Genomic DNA, 21,191 nt, shown 5'->3' with positions numbered 1-21,191 from the left:
AGCATGGCCATAGCCATGGCTTCATAGGTCAGGGTTTCATCCAATGAAGCGCCATAGTTATTTATTTCCTTTTTCATCATGGCAAGGGCCAATGGGGCTGCTCCGGCTATCTGCCTGGCTACAGCCAGGGTTCTTTCACGTAATTCCTCCGGAGGAAATACATCATTGACCAGTCCCAATGAATGGGCTTCATCAGCCAACAACGGACGCGCTGTAAACATCAATTCCTTTGCCTTGGCCAGTCCTACAGTTTTTGCCAGAAAATAATAGCCGCCGCAATCCGGTGCCAATCCAATATTGGCAAAGCTCTGGATAAATTTTACCCCCTGCGCCGCATAACACAAATCACAGGAAATGGCAATATTGAATCCAGCCCCTGCAGCTACACCGTTCACCATGGCAATAACAGGCTTCGACATACTGCTGATGAGCTTAACCACCATTCCCACATGAGCCATCCCTGTTGGGGCAGGTATAACTTTTTGTTACCCCATTTTCATCAGTATATGTGGGATTTAGAGCTATTGGCAATTTATATGTTTTTCCCATAACGGTTTAATTCTGCGTTTGAACGTACAGTTTCCAATATTATTACAAAGAAACGGAATGTAAACTAAAGGAACGAAACTGATTATAATTTAGCTCCGTTCTTTTTTGAACTATTACTCGCCTAATATATCTGTTACTTTTTTTGAAAGCTCCGCCACCTTATCAGAAATAGATTTATTGGTATCATTGATTTTCTCTTTAGGTGCTACAAGTCTTATTCCCTTCAATCTTTTAAGGATAGCCATTCTTCCATAGAAAAATCTCCACCTTTGCATATTAATCTGTCCCGCAAACCAAACTAGCTCAGAAAAAGTCATCTTGTATTTAGGGATCAATACCCTAACTGAACTTCCTCCATTTCCTCGAGCCATAAAACGCCATGGCTGAACACTTGCTCTACCAAAACACGTAACTGTAATAGCACCATCTTCAAATACTTCTCCATCTACATCTCCCACTAATCTGATAATGCTATTTAATGGGTCTCCCGATGAAACATATGGACATGAACCATCATTATAGTTGCTTTCTCCACTTGATTTTCCGACCTTAACATAGAAAAATTTCTCAATGCTATATTCTTTTCCATAAGGTAATTCTGGTAATTCTAGCAATTCTGGAAAATTTGGTATTACTTCATCTGCAATGTCATCAATGCTGACCGCTGTTCTTAGAATGCTTTTTACTACATCTTCTCGATATCTTTCCTGTTCTTCTTCTGGAAAGTCCGGTTGTGGAAGATATTGCTCTGGGCAAAACTCTGCCCCCACTTTCATAATGTCTTCAGCTTTGATGACTGTTACCAATCTAGATGAGGTCTTTTTTCCCGCTCTAAACTTCTTAAATTCTGCCAAGACCTCCGATAACTGAGAACCTGAAGCTTCAACACGTTTCCCCTTAAGCTTTTTATATCCATCATTCCATATTTTTGCCATAAACACTTTATCTGTTGATTCTTGCGGTCTTTTAGCCTGCGCTATCATTATTGTTGTATCTACAGCCGTTGGATAAAACAAATCTCCTGGCAAGCTTATCATTCCCAATAAAGTATGATTTTTTAGAAAAGTATTTCGCCATAAAGAATTATCATCATCCGCAAATATGCCTGATTTAACTACTACAGCCATCAATCCCAATGTTTGAAGGGTATCCATTGCTGCATCTATAAAATCTCTTTCTGGTTCATCTTCTTGAGAAAATGGTGGATTCAATAATGCCTTGGTAAATCTGTCAGATACCAATTTTCTACTACTTTCGTCAAAACAACTTGCGTTTTCTATATTGCTTTTTCCATCACCTCTAAAAAACATATTCAATGCCGCGAGTGCCCATACAGTAGGATTTGTATCAAATCCATATAAAGATTCTCTAATTACATTATGAGGTATTCCCATTTCTTTATAGGTAGACAGCATCCTATCAAAAGAAGCTACTAGGAACCCACCCGAACCACAAGCAATATCAATAACCTTGTCTTTCGCCGTTACATCTATCAAATCAGCACAATACTTAGTAATATGTCTAGGTGTAAAAACAATTCCTAATGAGTTATTATCATAGCCATATCTAATAAATGCCTCATACAATAATCCTAGAAAATCTGTATCCGTTTGAAGGATTGATTTAATATTAAGCATTTTTAATATATATATGATTTTCCCCATTTTAGGTGCCAATCTTGAGTAATCGGCCTCCGTCATTTTCAGGGTTTCAATCAACTGTTGTTTTTTTGCCTCTTCAAAATGGTCTGTCGAGTTAATAGCAGCTGCAACTAACTGATTTATTGAAGCTAATTCCTGCCCCTCTGTTAAATCTATTTCCCCTTGATACATGGCTGTAATTACAGAACCTAACACCTTTGGTCGCAAAGAAGCCTCAATTTTCGCTGATCTTAGAATAGATGAAAGGTCAATAGCAGTAACAATATAGTCTGATACATTCGGGATAGATACTTCTGTTGTTCCATTATTAGTTTGAATAGCATTTTCCACTTCTGCAACACTTGGAAAACTAGTAAGTACAAAGCCACGCGCAGTTAAGTCTATCCACTTCTTACCATCAAAAAACTTAGTAACAAATAAATATCCGTTATCTTCTTCTCCAGCTACCCCTACCGCTATATTAACATGATATTTTCCATGAGTATTAATAGCATCTGCATAATCGATAGCTTCATTAATAGCATTTTCAATTTTACTTTTTTCATTTTTGGCTTCTACAACCACAATCGGCTGAAAATTTTTACAAACCAAAAAATCGGGTTTCGTTTTCCCTAAACCGGAATTCTTAAAATAATCTTCAATTTCTTGTTCTTCCAGAAACTGGCCACCATTCTGAGGATGTCTAACATCCCATCCTTTTTTAGTAGCTACCGATCTCACAAGATATCTGCATCGAGCTTCTGCCCTTTTACTCTTTGCCATTTTGATTATCTCCTTTGTTATTATTTTCTATAAATCTAGAAGCTTCTAACAAAGCTGTTCTTCTAACGAATTCACTGTATTAAGCATACGCTTCTAGCTTTGCCGCTTATTTTAATTAATTTAATTCTTTTTCAGTTACATGAATACTCATAAAATAATTCTTATTCATTCCAAAGCCTTCCTACGTGATTATAACAATAACGTAAGATGATGTATAGCATTTATTACACGCAGATTTTAAAAAACAGAGTTATTATATGAAACTCCTGACTCTCTAAATGTGTTCTCCTATTTGGGGGATTAAATTGGTCGTAAATTCTGACCTTGTTAGGCTATAACTATTGATTTAGCCAATCATATTGACTGGAACTTTTGAGTGTTGTAAAGACATTTACCATAAAAACTTTTAAACACATACCTAGCCGCTTTTTAAACCAATGAAAATCTCACTCTCTCCTTTGTAATCGAACATCAATTCTACTATTATTATAACAAAACGCACATTCTAAATACAACCCTACAGGAAGGATATTTTCATCATGGTTCTCTACCGCCCCCTGGCTAAGGTTTATGCCCTAGCTATGCGTAATTTAAAGATCTACTTTTGTTGCCATTGCAATTACTCTCCTTTTGTTGCTTCTAATTTAATTGAGTTTCTTTGACTGTTCAATGAACAAATTGAGTGTATTAATTACTCATTTTGAATTTTTTAATACAAGTTAAACGATAAAATGTGTAAAAAGAGGTCAGCCGAATTGGGCTAACCTCTTTCAAATTGATTTTAGAACTATCTTTTATTCAGTTGAATCCTCTTTTATTTCCCCTTAAACACCGGAGCCCGTTTTTCCGAGAAGGCCTTTACGCCCTCCTGGAAATCCTCTGTTCCCAACAGCATGGCCATAGCCATGGCTTCATAGGTCAGGGTTTCATCCAATGAAGCGCCATAGTTATTTATTTCCTTTTTCATCATGGCAAGGGCCAATGGGGCTGCTCCGGCTATCTGCCTGGCTACAACCATGGTTTTTTCACGTAATTCCTCCGGAGAAAATACATCATTGACCAGTCCCAAAGAATGGGCTTCATCAGCCAACAACGGACGGGCTGTAAACATCAATTCCTTTGCCTTGGCCAGTCCTACGGTTTTTGCCAGAAAATAATACCCGCCGCAATCCGGTGCCAATCCAATATTGGCAAAGCTCTGGATAAATTTTACCCCCTGAGCCGCATAACACAAATCACAGGAAATGGCAATATTGAATCCAGCCCCTGCAGCTACACCGTTCACCATGGCAATAACAGGCTTGGACATACTGCTGATAAGCTTAACCACCATTCCTGCCTGAGCCACAAAATTACGCCGCTCCTCAGTGGTCTTTAAATTATCAAGGGAAGGCAAATCACCACCAGCACAGAAGCCTCGCCCTTCACCTGTAATTACCACCACCCGCACATCAGGATCATGCTCAGCAAAATGCAGCTTCGCCAACCAGCCGTTAATCAGTTCCAAGCTCATGGAGTTTAGGCTTTTGGGGCGATTTAAGGTTAAAATGGCAACCCCCTCACTCTTTTCATATTTTACAACTTCCTCTGACACAGATACCCCTCCCATTAAAAATTCCTCAATGCCGCGCCGTTGAGATAATCACAGCAATCTCCCTGCCTAAAGCCCTGCTCCTCCATTTGACGGATGATGCCGTCACGGATTTTGAACCAACCCGTGGACCAGTTGCTGAACAGGGTATTTTCTGCCGGTGCACGGCCTATTACACGCTGTAATACAATATTCGGGGATAGGTGGCGTAAAAAGAGAATCACCCGTTTTTGGTATTCATCCCTGCCAATAAGCTCAAGCTCACCTTTTTCGTACTGCTCCGCCATTACTGTACACTTTACAATATAAAGGGCATGGAGCTTCACCTGATCCACCTGTAGGGCTGACATTATATGTGCCGCCTCGATGGCATCCCGGTCCGTATCCCAGGGCAAATTTAATATTAAATGGGCACAGGTCTGTAGCCCATATTTTTTTACCCGTAAAATAGCGTCAATAAATTCCGCCAGACTGTGGCCCCGATTGATTTTATCCAAAGTATGATAATTCACTGTCTGAAGCCCCAGCTCCACACATATATCTATACTATATTTGCGGCTTATTTCCTGCATAATTTCCAAATAATCATCCCGCACGCAATCCGGTCTGGTGGCAATATATACCGCCACAACGCCTTCTGCACTGGCCGCTTCCACCAAAAAAGACCTGAAAGCTTCAATAGGCATATAAGTATTGGTGAAATTTTGCAGATAGGGAATAAATTTTGTAGCCTTGTATTTGGGCACAATATGGGCCTTGTTGGCCGCTATCTGCTCTGTAATGCTCATTTCCGCCGGGAGGTTTTCGTAGCCGGTACCAATTTCCCCGCAAAAAGTACAGCCCTTCACCCCACACGTTCCATCCCTGTTGGGGCAGGTATAACTTTTCGTTGCCCCATTTTCATCAGTATATGTGGGATTTAGAGCTATTGGCAATTTATATGTTTTTTCCCCATAACGGTTTATTAGATATTCTGAAAATGTGTTATAAACTGAGTCACTCATTATTTTCTCTCCAATGGGATTTTATATATAACCTCTGTGCCCTCACCCTTTTGAGAGTGAAGCTCCAAACAGCCCTGGCCGGCATAGAGGTTGGCTATACGTTGGCGGACATTGGACAAACCAATACCACCAGTCTTCTCCTGCATTAGCCTTTCACATTCATCTGCTGTCATACCGATACCATTATCAGCCACCCGTACCACCAGCTTATTTCCCTCTGCCTTAATGCTGATATCCAGCTGACAATCTGCCGGTTTGGAAAACAGACCATGAAGCAGGGCATTCTCCACTATTGGTTGCAGGGAAAAGGTTGGCAACAAATACGAGTCGAGGGCTGGATTCACGTCAAGATTTACCGATAAACGCGAGCCAAAACGAACCTTTAAAATTTCAATATAAGCGGCCACACTGGAAAATTCCTCCTCCACCGTCACCTTATCCTCATGCTTGGCAAAGCTGAAATGGAGCATTTCCGACAACTCCTCCAGAAGCATTCTGGCCGTATCTGGTGCAGTGCGGCAAAAAGACATAATATTGGACAAGGTATTAAACAAAAAATGAGGATTTATCTGGGCCCGCAAAGCCTTTAATTCAGCCCGCTCCGCCAGGGTCTGCTGCTGATCCAGCTCGTGAATGGCCAATTGACGTGACAGAAGCTGGGCCAGATCCTGTACCAGCTGTACCTCAGAAACTGACAGGCTTTTTTTGTGACTCCTATACAGTTTTAAGGTACCCACAGCCTTATCTTTTGGCATCAACGGTGCCACCACGCCACACACCAACGGGCAATGTGGCTCCGGGCATTGGGCCCCATCCTGAAATACTACAATTTCCCCTGTAGCAAGGGCTTCCGTGGTAGCCGGTGATAAAATTTCCCCTCCAGGCAGATGATGGTCACTGCCAGCACCTATAAAGGCCAAAATCTTCTTGTCATCTGTTATGGAAACTGCATCCACCTTGGTCAGCCGATATATCAGCTCCACCACTCTTTGGGCACTGTCAGTGGAAAGTCCCTTCCGCAACCACTTCAAGGTCTGTCCTGCTATGGACAGGGCCAAATGGGCTGAACGGGCTCCGCTTAATTCGGATTGAAGCTGCATATCCTTTAGAATCATCACAAACAAGGTAGTACCCACAATAGTTACTAAGGTGGTTGGAACCGCAGCAGTTTGTTCAAAGGCCAGAGCCGCCTCAAAGGGCTTGGCAAAGGCCAGGGTCAGTCCCTTTTGAATAAGCTCTGCTGTCAGAGCCATCCCCGCTGCCATACGCCAATCCAGCCGATGAAATCCTACCTTACGGCGCAGCAGTCCAGCCAGAATCCCCACCATAAAAGTAGCTACCGCACATGACGAAGCCGTAAAGCCCCCCAAGCTGTACCGATGCAGGGCACCAACCAGCCCCACACTGGCCCCTACCCATGGGCCACCGATAATTCCCCCCATAAGAGTTCCCACTATTCTGGTGCTGGCCAGAGCCCCTTCCAGACGGGTACCGTAATATGATGAAATAATGGATAACAGAGAAAACACTGTTGTGAACACAGCCCAGGACTTCCACGTCGCTAGCTCCATGGCCATGGTCATGGCCTTACGATTACGTCCCAACAAATAGGCAACTACCGTGGAAATGCACACATCACCCAGCAAGTCAAATAATAACTCCATTATATCACTTCCAATCCCCGGGTATTGCAAACTCACTTGATTCCCAATACCTGTCGTACCTCCGGTATATGCTTGCGGCTCACTGGTATTTCTGTACCAGCTTCATCCTTCATTTTCAAAACATAAGCGCCGTGAAACCACGGAATCACCTTGGCTATGGCCTCAGTATTAACTATATATTGCCGATGCACCCGCAAAAAAAGCTCCGGATCAAGTAGCTCCTCCAATTCCACCAAGGTCATGGACAGCTGAAAATCCCCTTCCTTGGTACGCAGAAAAACCAGCTTTTCTTTCACATAGGCCAATATAATATCCCGTTGCTGAACAGGAACCAATGCTTCACCCTTTTGTACACTTATTGGATGATAATGATGTATCTCGACCGTTGGCGCAGTCGGCACTATTGTTTCATTCCCTTCCACCAAAGAAAACAGTGAACGCACCTTTTTTAGAGCCTTTGTCAGTCTAGCCTGCCCCAGTGGCTTGGTAAGATAGGCCACTGCAGAGGTTTCAAAGGCCGGCAGGGCATATTCCTCATAAGCTGTAACAAAAATAATCATGATATTTAATTTTAAGGTGCTTAAACACTCGGCGAATTCAAGTCCGCTCATGCCCGGCATTTTTATATCCAAAAAAAGGAGATCACAGGGATTTTGCTGCAGATAGGCCAAGGCCTGCTGGCTTTGCTGAAAGGTGGCCACCACCTCCACATCGGGATGGGCCTCCAACAAATAGGCAATATCATCACAAATAGGCTGCTCGTCATCAACTATCACTGTACGTAGCATCTATCCTCACCCTTTCCTGTACAAAAAAACTACCTTCGTACCCACTTCCATTCTATCATTTGACACAGTGCAATTCAATTAACTAAAGGGAGAAAGCCTAGCTTCCTCCCCTTAATTGTTTCACTTATTTTTCTAATTTTTTGTTGTATAGCTGTCAGAAAATCCCCAAAACCTTCCAATAGGTCTGTGAGAATAACAGCAGCAACAGATAACCGATAATAGTAATTGGCAATCCTACCTTGATGCAATCCTTGGCCGTAAATGTCTCTGTAGCAAAGGCCAGAATACCCTGTGGCGAATTAACCGGCAAAATAAAGCCAAAGCTTACTACAAACTGCAAGATCATTGTAATGCCCACAATGTTCAGCAGAGGATTATCCAATCCCTGAAGCACTGCAATCATAATCGGAATCATGGAGGATGCTACGGCTGTGGCACTGGCAAAGCCTATATGTACAACAATAAGGAACAGGGCCAAAATAGCAAATACCATAAATACACTCATACCGGCCAGGCCAAAGCCCATAGATAGCTGATTGGCCAACCAGGAGGCCGCCTTAGTTGAAAGCAATGCAGATCCCATGCTGATACCAATACCGAACAATACCAATGTTCCCCAGGAAATACGGGACTGAGCTTCCTTCCAGGTCATAATACCGATTCCCGGCATAAACATCAATGTGATGGCTATTACTGTGGATGTGGTTGTATCCAAAGGATGAACAATCTTTTCTGTTACCCAGAGGAACAGCAAACCGATGGAAATCAGCATCAGCTTCTTCTCTGAGGTCTTCATTGGACCCAATTCTTTCCGTGCTTCCTTAACTGTGGCATCCCCGCCAGCCACCTCGTTCATCTCCGGTGGCAAAATCTTCCAGCAAAGGAAATACAGAACTACTGACATAATAGCAGCATAAGGAGCCGCTGCTATAAACCACTCAGTCCAGGTGATGTTGGCACCCAGCTGCTTATCAATAAAGCCAAGGGCTACCATGTTCTGGGCCGCTGCTGTCTTGATACCAATATTCCAGATACTGGCCGCATGCACCGTTGCAATCATCAAAAGAGCTGCAAAGCGACTGTTCCGCTCCATCTTAAATGCGGCAATAATACCAAGAACAATTGGTACTATGCAGCCTACACGAGCTGTGGTACTTGGAACAAAAAATGCCAGAACAAAGCCTACAAAAATCATGCCTGCCAAAATTCTGTTGGTTTTCGCTCCCACCTTGGACAAAACAAACAGGGCGATCCGCTTGTCAAGTCCCGTGTGCATCATACCAGCTGCCAAAAACAGGGCCGCACCTACCAGAACCGTTCCACTGGCACTAATTCCTGTAAAAGCTGTTTTGATCGCATTAGATGTACCCATAAGCGTTGCAGGATCCTGAGGATTTGGTGACAAACCCAGGCACAGGATCATTAAAGTGGCAATAATTGTAGCACTGACTGGATATGATACCGTTTCTGTAATCCAGATAATAACCGCAAAAACCAATATGCCCAGCATACGATGTCCTGCTGTGGTAAGATCCGCCGGGGTTGGCATCATAAATATACCGGCCATTGCCAGAAATCCAAGTAACAGACCATACTTTTTGAAAACTGATGACAGAGAAATCGGCTGAAATGCCATCCCTTTCATTTCATGGGATAATTCCATACTACACACCTCCTAAATAATAATTCATTGCTTCATTTCGTAAATAAATACACTTTCCTTATGGTTAGTATAATGTTCTGTTATAGCAGAAACGATAAATTTTCTCCCATTGGTGCAAATTAGCTCCTGAATGACAAAAAAGAGGTGCTGAATTTTCTTCAGCTACCTCTATAGATGTCGATGTCTTAAAGCTCGATATATATAGGAAGGTTATTATCCTGCAACAGCTGTCATTAAGTTTTGCTGTTAATAAAAAAGGATTAACATATAGATGTAAAATAATATTAATTAACTGTACTAATATTTGCAATAATTTAAATTATTATGTAGAATATTAATTGTCGTTTTACATTTAGGATGGATGTACCATCCATAGAAAGGTGGAGGAAGTATGGGTTTAAGACAAAAGTTCATAGCATTGTCAGGTGTTATGGGACTGTTAATGGCAGTAGTGGCCATTACAGGCTACATCGTGGCTAGCCGTGAACTTACTCAGAGTGTTGACAGTGAGCTTCGGGCGACTATTTCCCGAGAGGTTATGGAGCTTGATGGCTGGCTGCGGGAGAAAAAGGCTTTTGGCGTAGCAACAACCAACTACATGACCAGCCTTAATGGTAATTATGATATTATGCATAATAAGTCCACTCTGGGTACCACAATTTCCGATAAGGAAATTCTGGAGATGACCGGCGGTACAGAAGACGGCTGGTGGATGGGCTTTTACACTGGCGATAAAACAGGAAAGCGTGACCCGCGCCAGCGCCCATGGTATAAACAGGCCAAGGCACAGGACAAGGTGCTTTTCACCGAGGCTTACGTGGCTGCCAGCACTGGTAAGCTGGTAGTATCAGTAGCTGCCCCAGTAAAAGCTGATAACCAGTTTATAGGTGCTACCTGCGTAGATATCGCCCTGGATGCCATTACCGAGCAGGTGAACAAGATGAAATATCACGGTGAAGGTGCCGGAATTGTTATGGAGAAAAGCGGAAATATTCTTGCTACCTCCGGTGCTGGCGAACAGATGACCAACTTCACAGAAATTGATGGTCTGGGCAGTCATTTTGATGAAATGGTGAAAAATGGAGAAGGCTATTTCGAAGCCACCATTAACGGCGAGGACAAGGTCTTTGCTTACCAGACTGTACCTTCCACAGGCTGGATTATGGGTATTTCTGTACCTAGCTCCTTTGTATTTTCTGCTCTAAATCATTTAAAAATAATGTTTTCCCTGCTTACTGTTATAGGACTGGTTCTGACAGCTTTTGTTTGCCTCAACTTTGCCGGGCGCATTACAAAGCCTGTTTCTCTCCTGGAGGAGCATGCTACACAGCTGGCAAACGGTAATCTTACACTCAAAGCATTACCAGTGGAATCTACTGATGAAATTGGTGCCTTGACAGGGGCATTTAATACTATGAGTGCTAACCTGCGGAAGCTCATATCCAAGATGGCTTCTACCAGCGAACAGGTATCAGCTTCTTCAGAGGAGCTCACTGCCAACGCCCACCAGGCTGCTCAGGCTGCAACCAATGTAGCTGAAACTGTTACAGAGGTAGCTGAGGGCATGGAAAAGCAGCTGAAACACGTGGATGGTACCAGAGATAACGTTGATAACGTATCCACTGATATCGAGAACATGACCGCTGAGGCACAGGAGGTTGCTGCGGACACAGCTGCAACTGCCGATGCAGCACGTCAGGGTGAAGCACTTATGAAGACCGCTACTGAGCGTATGCAGGGGATTGAACAAGTGGTTCGTCAGCTAGAAAGCGTTGTCCGGAAGCTGGGGGATAATTCCCAGCAAATCGGCCAGATTGTAGAAACAATTGCAAGCATTGCAGACCAAACCAACCTATTGGCTCTTAATGCCGCTATCGAAGCAGCCCGGGCTGGTGATGCCGGACGTGGCTTCTCTGTAGTTGCAGAAGAGGTCAGAAAGCTGGCTGAACAGTCTTCTGTGGCTGCAGAAGAGATCAAAAACCGCATTGGCTCTGTGCAAGCAGACACCAATGCCGCCGTTAATGCAATGCAAAAGGGAACCATAGAGGTTCAGCAAGGTGCTGAGGCTGTAGAAAGCGTCGGTGTACAGTTTACCAATATCATGGAAATGGTAACCAGCATCGAGCAAAAGATGCACTCCATCAGCCAGTCTGCCAGCACTGTCGCCAGCGGAACCAGAAATATTGTAACGGCTGTAGATAATATTGATGATGTAAGCCGCGTTACCAGCGACCACACTCAGACCATCTCCGCCGCTGCTGAGGAACAGTCTGCTTCCAGTGAGGAAATAGCTGCAGCCTCCCAGGCCTTGGCTAATATGGCTACGGAAATGCAGAACGCTATTGGCAAATTTAAATTATAAATCGTTTTAGTAAATAAGGAGTAGCTCTTATAACCGAGCTACTCCTTTTAACTTTTAAAACTCATATTCAATTCCACTACCCGAGCAAACACCCCACTCTCATATATAAACAGCAGCGCCTGTTGATGACCTGAGAAGTTCATGCCGTTATCTACAGAGTCAACTACTATATCAAAGAACTCAATATGATATTTTCTATTAAGCTCACGCCAATTGGTGAATTTAAAGCCCTCGATGACAGCGGAGGCGCCTTGTCCTGATGGCAGTTTGTCCCGCCAGAAGGCCCCAGTGCGGTCCTGATACTTTTCTTTGTTCCAATTAAGAAACTCAGGTCTGTTCTGACCACTATCAGCAGTAAGGGCATCATAACGCATCAGATTATCCATAATAAGATGATGCTTCTCTGCCGACCTATCCACTACTTTAGTCCTTAGGTCATTGTCCAAATCGGCATTTAACACCATTCCAAAGTAATCCCACAAATATCCATAGAGTTTTTTGGCACTGATGGCCCGCCTGTGATTCCCCAGCTTCTCCCAATAATCAGTAAAGCTGGAATAAAACTCAAAGGCATTGCCACCAAAAAAGCTTTCTATCATATATTCCATGGACTTCAGACAGCGTCCTGCGTTGTGATAAAGCTCAAAAACCTGCTCAAAAATATGGAGACAGCGAATCTCGCCATAGTCCATCACATCATTGGACAATACCTCATAAGGGCCAATATCCATGTATTCATAATGATACTCCTCCACCATATCCATCATGGCAGAGCCTTTTAAAAACTTCAAAAAGCCCAGCTGCAGCATATCCGTATGGAGAGCGTACAAATCATTAAAGGACTGGCCAAAGGACGCCAAATCCTCTCCGGGGAGTCCGATAATCAGGTCCGTGTGAATATGCATATTATGATTTTTTTGTAGAGCCTTTATATTGCTGCAGATATCCTCCCAGTGATTTACCCGGGAAATTCGCTTCAAGACCTCTTTATTAGTAGTCTGAACCCCGATTTCCAGCTGAACCCTGCCCCTTGGCATGGATTGCAGTACCTTAATAGTTTCATCATCAAGATAATCCACTGCAACCTCAAAGTGGAAATTGGTGCGGCAAGTCGCTGGCAAATCCCTAATATATTCAATAATTGGCAAAAAATGGGACTTTTTTGCGTTAAATGTACGGTCCACGAATTTTACCTGCCGCACATCATGATAAACAAAGAAATCCAACTCCTTAAACACTTCCTCCAAGGGACGATAACGAACCCCGGCTGTAGCACAGGAAAGGCAATAAGCACAGGAAAAGGGACAGCCACGGGTGGTTTCATAATATAGAATCTTATCCTTAATTTCCGCCATTTCCTCATCTATATAAGGAAATGGCAGCTCCAATTTGGAAGGCACCAGCCTATCCATAACCGTTACAGCCTGACCTTCATGAATTATATCCTCAGCTGCAACCTCCGATCCGCCTTCCCGCCAGGCAATTCCAGGATTTATCGGCTTAACTGTGAGTTTTCTTTCATTATTAATCGCCCGCCGATTAATAATAAGGTCCAGAAGTTCCATAACGGCTTCCTCACCCTCACCCCGAACCACGAAATCCACAGCTGGATTGGCCCTCATAAAATCAGTCACCTCGTATGAAACCTCCGGGCCACCACAAATAATAAGGGTATCAGGCAAAACCTTCCTCACCAGTGGGAGAGTATGTTTTATTAACTCGATATTCCATATATAGCAGGAGACACCTATTATATCCGGTTTGTGCTCATATATTTCACTGAGAATATCCGGCACATAGTTATTTATAGTAAGCTCCAAAATATCCGACTTAATATTAAACCTGGCCACCGCCTGACGCAGATACCGAACTGTCAGGGATGTATGGGAAAATTTGGCATTAAATGCCAGCCAAAGAATTTTTTTCATAATCTTACTCCATTGGAAAAGCCCATCAGAAAAATTTTGCCTATAGCATATTTTCACCAGTTGGGTTATAATGTGAAAGGATGTGTACCGTTGTGAACGAATACATACGACGGAATATGATAAAAAGGAATGTGATTAATAATGATACCTGAAAAGTTTATGCAGATTGGCGCTGCAATTATGCAGAACCCTGATATGCTCCAGAAGCTCAGCGAAGCAAAGAGCCCTCAGGAGGCTTATGAAATTGTAAAGGGACTGTTGGACGGTATGACCATGGAAGAATTCATGGCTACCGCTGCTACTCTGGCTCCACTTATCCCTGCCGACCTCACCGATGAGCAACTGGCTGCTATGCCTGCCGGCAATATCATCAAGGCCTTCAAGGGCTGGGTAAAGGATCTGCCAACAGCATAATCAAGTTGTAATTTTACCTGTCTATACTAAAGGGACTGCCTAAGCAGTCCCTTTTACTTTTTATTCCTTACCAGTCCAGCAATAGGTGCAGACCTTGTCTTTATCAAAACCAATGGCTTCAAGGGTGCCATCCAGTGATTGATAGCCCAAAGAATCAAACTTGAACATTTCACAGATACGCTTCAGCATACACTGCCCCCGCTCTGTGTTGGCATCAGCATATTCATCAATGTGCTTAACACCCTCATCGCCCTCCAAATCCTGGATAACCCGGCGGGCCAGCAGCTCATGCTCCCCTTTACTGGAGGAGAAGTTCAGATACTTACAGCCGTACATAATTGGCGGACAGGCACTGCGCATGTGTACCTCCTTGGCTCCGCTCTTATATAGGAAATCTACAGTTTCCCGAAGCTGGGTTCCCCGCACAATGGAATCGTCCACAAAGAGCAGCTTCTTTCCTTTAATAAGCTCGGGAACAGGAATCTGCTTCATCTTGGCCACCTGATTGCGAATCTTCTGGGTGGTTGGCATAAAGGATCGGGACCAGGTAGGCGTGTACTTGATAAATGGACGGGCAAATTCATTGCCGCTTTCGTTGGCATAGCCAATGGCATGAGGAATACCGGAATCTGGAACGCCGGCCACATAATCAAGCTCCGGCAAGCTGCCCCGCTTTCTTTCCTCACGGGCCATAATTTTGCCGTTATTGACACGCATAACCTCAACATTCTTCCCCTCATAGGAGGAAGTAGGATAGCCATAATAAGTCCACAAAAAGGCGCAAACCTTCATATCCTTGGAGGCAGGAGAAATAGTACCAATACCGCAGGAATTCATGCGGACAATTTCCCGCGGGCCCAATTCATAGAACTTGTCATAACCCATTTTCTGGAAGGCAAAATCCTCAAAGGACACGCAATAGCCATCATTGTTCTTACCCAAAATAACCGGCAGACGTCCCACCTTGTCGCGGGCAGCAATAATCTCACCCTCCTCAGTGAGAATCAATATGGTTATTGAACCTTGAATAATATCCTGGGCGTGAAGAATACCTGATACAATATCATCCTTTTCGTTAATAAGGGCCGCCACCAGCTCAGTGGAATTAATCTTGCCGGAGCTCATGGCCATAAACTGATGCTTCTTGTCATTGAAATAATGCTTCAGAATATCGTCCGTATTATTAATAATACCCACCGTTGTAATGCCATAAAGGCCAATATGTGAGCGCACCAAAAGCGGCTGAGGATCCGTATCACTGATGCAGCCGATACCGCTGGTGCCATTAAAAGATGAAAGTTCCTTTTCAAATTTAGTTCTAAAAGGAGTCTTGTCAATGGAATGAATCTGACGCTGGAAGCCCTTAACGGCATCATGAATTACCATACCACCGCATTTTGTACCCAAATGTGAATGATAATCCAGACCAAAGAAAAGGTCCACCACACAATCCCTATGGGACACTACACCAAAAAATCCACCCATCGATAACTCTCCTTCCGATGTAAAAAGCTAGACTATTTAGCTCTGGTCAAAAACTTAATAAAAAATATCCAGAACCTGAGGTACAGTTTCTATTTTCAAAGGCAGCTTAGGCCCCACCTCTCCATCAATATCGCTGGTAAGCTCCTCAGAGCACTCCACCTCAAAGGTAGAGGCCTGACGATAAATAACCTCCTTGCGCTGGGAAATATCCTTTCCCGCCAAAAGCTCTGTGGTAACAATCATCAAATCCGCCACATTACACTGCTTCATAATGATAAGATCCAGCACACCATCCTGAACGCTGGCCTGTACAGCCGCATTTTTGAAGCTGGCCACCACGCTGGAATTAACCACCAAAAAGAGAAAAGCCTTCTCGCGAAATTCTTCCTTTTCCGTGCGTACAACAAGGTCAAATGCCCTAAACTGGGGCAGGGTTTTCAACCCATGTACGTAGTAGGCCATTTTTCCAAAGGCATTTTTTAGACGGGTATCCACCTCATGGGCAATGGAGGTAACCATACCCGCACTGGCTACATTAATAAAGTAAGTATCTCCAACCTTACCCAGATCTATTTTCATGGTCTTTCCGGAAGCAATACGGTCAAAGTATTCATCTGTGTCAAGGTGCAGGAATGTGGCAAAATCGTTGGAAGTACCTGTACCGATAATGCCCATAGGAATGTTCAGCTTTTCCCTCATTATGAGGTTCACAATCTCGTGAACAGTACCATCTCCGCCCGCAGCAATTATTCCATCTGGTGCCGCCAGCTTTATAAAATCAACCAAATCTGCATTTTCCGGGGTTGTTCTGTATGGTATCACCATGCAGTCACGACTCTGGAGCTTATATATTATTTCATCAAGGCGCTTCTTGAAAACGGCCTTGCCGGAAACCGGATTATATACCAAAACCAGTTTTTTCATTATCTTAAACTCGGCCTTTCTATTCAAAATAATAACTCAGCAAATTAATCAGCCCTTGTATACACCCAGCTTGTGCATAGCCTTAATACCAAAACGGCCAATCATAGGAATACGGGCCATATCCTCCTCCATCATACCGCCAATAAGGAGCAACACCGCCAAATAAACCACACATCCAAGCAAACAAGCGCCGAAGGTGGAAATCACATTGCTTCCCCAAGCCGCCAGAGTATAATCGTAGAAATACCAAACAGAACCCGCCATAACAACAGATGCTATAATGGTCTTTAAAAGCTGAGGAATTTCCATGCGATAGCCTATATATTTGTAAATAAAGAACAGATTAATAACAGCCGCCACACCCATGTCAGCAGCAGTTGCCCAGGCCGCACCCATAATTCCCAGCCAAGGCTTGGCAACCAGTGTCCAGTTTAGGATAACCTTGGCCACAGCCGCCACTATCATATTAACCATTGGGATAGATGGATGCCCCAGCCCCTGAAGCACAGCAGTGGAAACCTGATGAAGTCCCAACAAAACAATGCTTACAGCCGAAACCATAATGGCAGGTCCAGCATTTGGTGCATTGTATATTAATGAAGCAATTGGAGTAGCCAAAACAAATACCACCACAAAGGCAGGGAAACAAACCGCATTGGAAATACGAATACCAGATGCAGTCTGACTAAATACCAGCTTGGCATCCTGCAGGGCCCTTGCCTTGGAAATGGCCGGCACAAGACTTACTGCCAAGGATGCGGTAATAATAGTGGCTAAATTAACAAGGGGCACTGCCATACCCGTGAGATAACCAAACAGCTCCGTAGCCTCGTTAACACTGTAGCCTGCCACCTCAAGTCGCTGTGGCACAATGGCCAAATCCAGATTGGACACTACAGGCAGCATAATGCTGGCGGCAGATACTGGCAAGGACAGTGCGAAAATACGCTTGATGATACCCCAATTGGAGGTTTTTTCAGTATCCGGAAGAGGCTTCAGCTCATGGCCAAATTCATTTACAATATCTTTCTCCAGCTTCCAATGGAAATATACCAGCACGATAAGTCCCGTCACAGCACCAGCAAAGGCACCCAGGCTGGCACCAGCCGCTGCATAATCAAGACCGTAAGGCAGGAACAGGCTGGCAAACATTATCATGGTAACTACGCGGAATATCTGCTCCACAATCTGGGACACAGCTGTTGGCGTCATGCGCTGCCAACCCTGTAAATAACCGCGGGAGCTTGCCAACAGGGTTACGAAGAAAATAGCAGGCGCCAGTGCCACAACAGACCAGTAAGCACGGGCATCACGAATAAAATGGAAATCAATAAGCCACTGGGCACCAAAATACGTCAGCAACGAGAATAAAATACCCGTCACAAACATCAATGACATGGATACCTTAAATACACGCTTGGCTCCCAATATATCCTTTAGAGCCACCCGTTCAGCTGTAATAATTGAGATGGCCACCGGAACACCGGCGGTAGATACACTTAAGGCGAAAAAATAAATCGGGAAGGCCATCTGATAAAGTCCGATACCTTCACCACCCAAAATTCGGGAAACAAAAATCCAGTTAAGGGAGCCAATGATCTTTACCACAATACCGGCAACAGTCAAAATCAAGGTACCCTTAAGCAAGGATTCGCCTTTGCTGTTTTTATTATTTTCAGAAACTTCCTGATTACTAATCTTGCTCACACCCTCATAGGTTATAAAATAGTTGTATGCCACCCTAAAATTATGCTTTAATATTAGGTGTAGCTGTTTAATTCTTATGTTATGGCATAATAAGCCATGCTAAAAAATTATATCACTTACAGTCATAGACTGCAAGCACGCGAGGAATCTATAACATGGAGATAAACATAGTAAACTTCAACACAACCATAGGTGTTAAAAAACCGCGGACCATTCAGGGTATGGCCAACACCAGCGACTGCCCTTTTTGCGATGTAGAGCATCTGGTGGGTATTATCGAAACAGATGACAACATTATATTATTAAAGAATAAATACAATGTCATGGAACCATCAGACCAGCTGGTGCTTATTGAAACTGACCAATGTAAATCGGACATCCCTGATTACTCTAAGGAGCAGATGTACCGTGTAATCCATATGGGTGTAAAACACTGGATAAAAATGCTGAACTGTGGCAAATACCGCTCCGTCATCTTCTTTAAAAATTTTGGACCCATGTCGGGTGGCACAATTCAGCATCCCCACATGCAGCTGGTGGGTTATCCAGAGCTTGATCCGGACCTGATGTTTGACCCAGTGGAATTTGAGGGACTGAAAATCTTTGAATACAAGGGTGTGGAGCTGAACACCTCTACGAACCCGCGTATTGGCTTTTCAGAATACAATCTTGTGCTTCACGATGACGCCTACACCGATAAGGACACTGCCGATGCCGTGGCCCTTATGCCCAAGGATGACAGCCTTAATTTGTTAGCTGACTTAATAAAAGAAACCGTCACCTTTATGAAAGGATACTTTAACCGACCGAATTTCAGCTATAACCTTTTCTTTTATAATGTTGAAAAAAAGATGCGGGTTAAGATTATGCCAAGATTTGCCACCCCACCAACGTATGTGGGCTACAACATTCACCTACGTCCTACCTCTATTCCGGACTTTGCTGAAAACCTGAGAGCACATCTAGAGAGGCAAGGATACATGAAATAATTAAAGGCTAAATGTCTATCTGTATTAATCTAATGTCCACAATTCACAATATACATTAAGATGGAACATATACATTTTTGTTCCATCTTTTTTATTTTTTGCCTAACATAATTCATAAAAAGCTGATAAATACAAGCTCTTTTTAAATTGTTTGCTGTTTTAATTCATGTTACAAGTTTACACATTTTTATATCAAAATGTCTTTCCTTTTTATTTTTTATGTGTTATAATTACGCTCGTATACTAAAAAGAAAAGAGGTTTTCATTATGGAATCAAGAAAATCCTTTGGCGGATCCTTTGGTTTTGTTTTAGCCGCTGCCGGATCTGCTGTAGGCCTTGGAAATATCTGGAGATTCCCTTATCTCGCTGCCAAGGACGGTGGCGGACTGTTCTTGCTTATTTATCTTATTTTGCTGCTGACCTTCGGTTTTGCATTGCTGACCACAGAAATTGCCATTGGTCGTAAAACAAAGCAGGGGCCTCTCACAGCATACTCCCGTATCTGCAAGAAATGGCGCTGGCTTGGTCTCTTGGCCTGCTTAATTCCTGCCATCATCATGCCTTACTACAGCGCTATTGGTGGCTGGGTAATCAAGTATTTCCTGGCGTTTACCACCGGAAGCTACGTGGAAGCAGCTCAGGACGGTTATTTTGTAGGCTTCATTACAGCCCAGCATGAGCCACTGGTTTATATGTTCCTGTTTTTGATGGCTTGTACAGCAATTATTCTTTTAGGCGTAAACAAGGGTATTGAGGCATCCTCAAAGATTATTATGCCAGCCTTGATTATACTTATTATTGCCATCGCTATTTATTCTCTTACCATCACCCATACTGACGCCAACGGCGTTACCAGAAGCGGTATGGATGGTCTGCTAATCTATCTTATTCCAAACTTTGAAGGTCTCACCTTCAGTCACTTTATGAGTGTATTGGTGGATGCCATGGGCCAGCTGTTCTTCTCCCTGTCTGTTGCAATGGGTATTATGGTTGCTTATGGCTCCTACGTTAGTGATAAGGCTGATGCCGTTGCTTCCGTAAACCGCATTGAATTCTTTGATACATTGGTATCCTTCCTTGCAGGTCTGTTGATTATCCCTGCTGTATTCACCTTCATGGGTAGTGAAGGCTTATCTGCCTCCGGCCCAGGCCTCATGTTCATATCCCTTCCAAAGGTTTTTGAAAGCATGGGCACCGCCGGTATTATCGTGGGCATCATGTTCTTCCTGATGGTTCTTTTCGCTGCTGTAACCTCAGCCGTATCCATTATGGAAGCAGTTGTTTCGAGCTTTATGGACTACTTCCACATCACCCGTGTAAAGGCTGCACTTGCTGAATTCGCCATTGCATTGGTATTTGGTACCATCGTATGTCTGGGCTACAATGTATTCTACTTTGAGCTTCCATTGCCAACCGGCAGCACCGGTCAGGTTCTGGATGTTATGGATTACATTTCCAACAGCATCTTCATGCCAATAATTTCCATCGGAACCTGTATCATGATTGGTTGGGTTGTTGGTCCACAGGTTATTATTGACGAAATGGAAAAGAATGGTGAAACCTTCAGCCGTAAGTACATCTATATTGCAATGATTAAGTTCATCGCCCCTGTACTGCTGTTCATTCTGTTCCTGAAATCCTCCGGCATTATCAGCTTCTAAGCTAAATAATACCGCAAAGTAAAACACCGTCTGTCGCA

At 43.5% G+C, this 21,191-nt stretch carries 15 protein-coding genes; 4 read left to right on the top strand and 11 right to left on the bottom strand.

The window, feature by feature from the left end; all coding sequences use genetic code 11:
- The 7 genes from ACKI5G_RS04265 to ACKI5G_RS04235 all read right to left on the bottom strand — a co-directional run.
- Positions 1-443 (bottom strand): enoyl-CoA hydratase/isomerase family protein (locus tag ACKI5G_RS04265; RefSeq protein WP_407397967.1); only part of this gene is annotated, 443 nt, incomplete at its 3' end.
- Positions 444-662: 219 nt separating this feature from the next.
- Positions 663-2,972 (bottom strand): class I SAM-dependent DNA methyltransferase, encoded by a 2,310-nt coding sequence (locus ACKI5G_RS04260; RefSeq protein WP_039206129.1) that lies wholly within the window; start codon positions 2,970-2,972, stop codon positions 663-665.
- A gap of 814 nt (positions 2,973-3,786) precedes the next feature.
- The gene (locus ACKI5G_RS04255; RefSeq protein ID WP_407397965.1) at positions 3,787-4,566 is read right to left on the bottom strand and encodes an enoyl-CoA hydratase/isomerase family protein; all 780 of its coding nucleotides are present in this window, start codon (positions 4,564-4,566) and stop codon (positions 3,787-3,789) included.
- A gap of 14 nt (positions 4,567-4,580) precedes the next feature.
- Complete coding sequence (locus tag ACKI5G_RS04250; RefSeq protein ID WP_407397963.1) at positions 4,581-5,567, bottom strand: TIGR01212 family radical SAM protein; 987 nt, start codon at positions 5,565-5,567, stop codon at positions 4,581-4,583.
- Positions 5,567-7,231 carry a LytS/YhcK type 5TM receptor domain-containing protein gene (locus ACKI5G_RS04245; protein ID WP_407397961.1) on the bottom strand — a complete coding sequence of 555 codons (1,665 nt, stop codon included), beginning with the start codon at positions 7,229-7,231 and terminating at the stop codon, positions 5,567-5,569. The genes ACKI5G_RS04250 and ACKI5G_RS04245 overlap by 1 nt, the downstream gene beginning before the upstream one ends.
- A 32-nt stretch (positions 7,232-7,263) precedes the next feature.
- Complete coding sequence (locus ACKI5G_RS04240) at positions 7,264-8,019, bottom strand: LytR/AlgR family response regulator transcription factor (RefSeq protein WP_407397959.1); 756 nt, start codon at positions 8,017-8,019, stop codon at positions 7,264-7,266.
- A 154-nt stretch (positions 8,020-8,173) separates the two neighbouring features.
- Positions 8,174-9,682 (bottom strand): DASS family sodium-coupled anion symporter, encoded by a 1,509-nt coding sequence (locus tag ACKI5G_RS04235; protein WP_407397957.1) that lies wholly within the window; start codon positions 9,680-9,682, stop codon positions 8,174-8,176.
- 391 nt (positions 9,683-10,073) lie between these two features.
- Here ACKI5G_RS04235 and ACKI5G_RS04230 point away from each other — a divergent pair, with 391 nt between their 5' ends.
- A complete protein-coding gene (locus tag ACKI5G_RS04230; protein ID WP_407397955.1) occupies positions 10,074-12,044 on the top strand; it encodes a methyl-accepting chemotaxis protein in 1,971 nt (656 codons plus the stop codon).
- A gap of 47 nt (positions 12,045-12,091) precedes the next feature.
- Here ACKI5G_RS04230 and ACKI5G_RS04225 read toward each other — a convergent pair whose 3' ends face one another.
- Positions 12,092-13,972, bottom strand: a complete 1,881-nt coding sequence (locus ACKI5G_RS04225) for a DUF4080 domain-containing protein (RefSeq protein WP_407397953.1) — start codon at positions 13,970-13,972, stop codon at positions 12,092-12,094.
- 141 nt (positions 13,973-14,113) lie between these two features.
- Here ACKI5G_RS04225 and ACKI5G_RS04220 point away from each other — a divergent pair, with 141 nt between their 5' ends.
- Positions 14,114-14,386 (top strand): hypothetical protein, encoded by a 273-nt coding sequence (locus ACKI5G_RS04220; RefSeq protein WP_407397951.1) that lies wholly within the window; start codon positions 14,114-14,116, stop codon positions 14,384-14,386.
- A 60-nt stretch (positions 14,387-14,446) separates the two neighbouring features.
- Here the strand turns inward: ACKI5G_RS04220 and ACKI5G_RS04215 are convergent, their stop codons facing one another.
- Genes ACKI5G_RS04215 through ACKI5G_RS04205 form a run of 3 tightly spaced genes read right to left on the bottom strand, consistent with a single transcriptional unit; the run spans position 14,447 to position 18,502 of the window.
- Positions 14,447-15,871, bottom strand: coding sequence for an amidophosphoribosyltransferase (locus tag ACKI5G_RS04215; protein WP_407397949.1), 1,425 nt, complete (start codon positions 15,869-15,871; stop codon positions 14,447-14,449).
- A 54-nt stretch (positions 15,872-15,925) separates the two neighbouring features.
- A complete protein-coding gene (locus ACKI5G_RS04210; protein WP_407397947.1) occupies positions 15,926-16,795 on the bottom strand; it encodes a diacylglycerol/lipid kinase family protein in 870 nt (289 codons plus the stop codon).
- Between the two features lie 48 nt (positions 16,796-16,843).
- Positions 16,844-18,502, bottom strand: coding sequence for an oligosaccharide flippase family protein (locus tag ACKI5G_RS04205; RefSeq protein WP_407397945.1), 1,659 nt, complete (start codon positions 18,500-18,502; stop codon positions 16,844-16,846).
- A 155-nt stretch (positions 18,503-18,657) separates the two neighbouring features.
- Between ACKI5G_RS04205 and ACKI5G_RS04200 the strand changes: the two genes are divergently transcribed.
- Together ACKI5G_RS04200 and ACKI5G_RS04195 are read left to right on the top strand one after the other, a co-directional pair.
- Complete coding sequence (locus tag ACKI5G_RS04200) at positions 18,658-19,491, top strand: DUF4931 domain-containing protein (RefSeq protein ID WP_407397943.1); 834 nt, start codon at positions 18,658-18,660, stop codon at positions 19,489-19,491.
- A gap of 267 nt (positions 19,492-19,758) precedes the next feature.
- The gene (locus ACKI5G_RS04195) at positions 19,759-21,153 is read left to right on the top strand and encodes a sodium-dependent transporter (protein WP_407397941.1); all 1,395 of its coding nucleotides are present in this window, start codon (positions 19,759-19,761) and stop codon (positions 21,151-21,153) included.
- The last annotated feature ends 38 nt before the right edge of the window (positions 21,154-21,191 follow it).

It is taken from the genome of Anaerovibrio sp., assembly GCF_045637405.1.
Classification (GTDB): Bacteria; Bacillota; Negativicutes; order Selenomonadales; family Selenomonadaceae; genus Anaerovibrio.
This window is presented reverse-complemented; position numbering and strand designations above follow the sequence as displayed.

Coding starts and splice junctions, on each gene's coding strand:
- ACKI5G_RS04245 (WP_407397961.1), bottom strand. CDS start 7,231: ATGGAGTTATTATTTGACTTGCTGGGTGATGTGTGCATTTCCACGGTA.
- ACKI5G_RS04195 (WP_407397941.1), top strand. CDS start 19,759: ATGGAATCAAGAAAATCCTTTGGCGGATCCTTTGGTTTTGTTTTAGCC.
- ACKI5G_RS04250 (WP_407397963.1), bottom strand. CDS start 5,567: ATGAGTGACTCAGTTTATAACACATTTTCAGAATATCTAATAAACCGT.
- ACKI5G_RS04230 (WP_407397955.1), top strand. CDS start 10,074: ATGGGTTTAAGACAAAAGTTCATAGCATTGTCAGGTGTTATGGGACTG.
- ACKI5G_RS04225 (WP_407397953.1), bottom strand. CDS start 13,972: ATGAAAAAAATTCTTTGGCTGGCATTTAATGCCAAATTTTCCCATACA.
- ACKI5G_RS04235 (WP_407397957.1), bottom strand. CDS start 9,682: ATGGAATTATCCCATGAAATGAAAGGGATGGCATTTCAGCCGATTTCT.
- ACKI5G_RS04215 (WP_407397949.1), bottom strand. CDS start 15,871: ATGGGTGGATTTTTTGGTGTAGTGTCCCATAGGGATTGTGTGGTGGAC.
- ACKI5G_RS04200 (WP_407397943.1), top strand. CDS start 18,658: ATGGAGATAAACATAGTAAACTTCAACACAACCATAGGTGTTAAAAAA.
- ACKI5G_RS04240 (WP_407397959.1), bottom strand. CDS start 8,019: ATGCTACGTACAGTGATAGTTGATGACGAGCAGCCTATTTGTGATGAT.
- ACKI5G_RS04260 (WP_039206129.1), bottom strand. CDS start 2,972: ATGGCAAAGAGTAAAAGGGCAGAAGCTCGATGCAGATATCTTGTGAGA.
- ACKI5G_RS04220 (WP_407397951.1), top strand. CDS start 14,114: ATGATACCTGAAAAGTTTATGCAGATTGGCGCTGCAATTATGCAGAAC.
- ACKI5G_RS04210 (WP_407397947.1), bottom strand. CDS start 16,795: ATGAAAAAACTGGTTTTGGTATATAATCCGGTTTCCGGCAAGGCCGTT.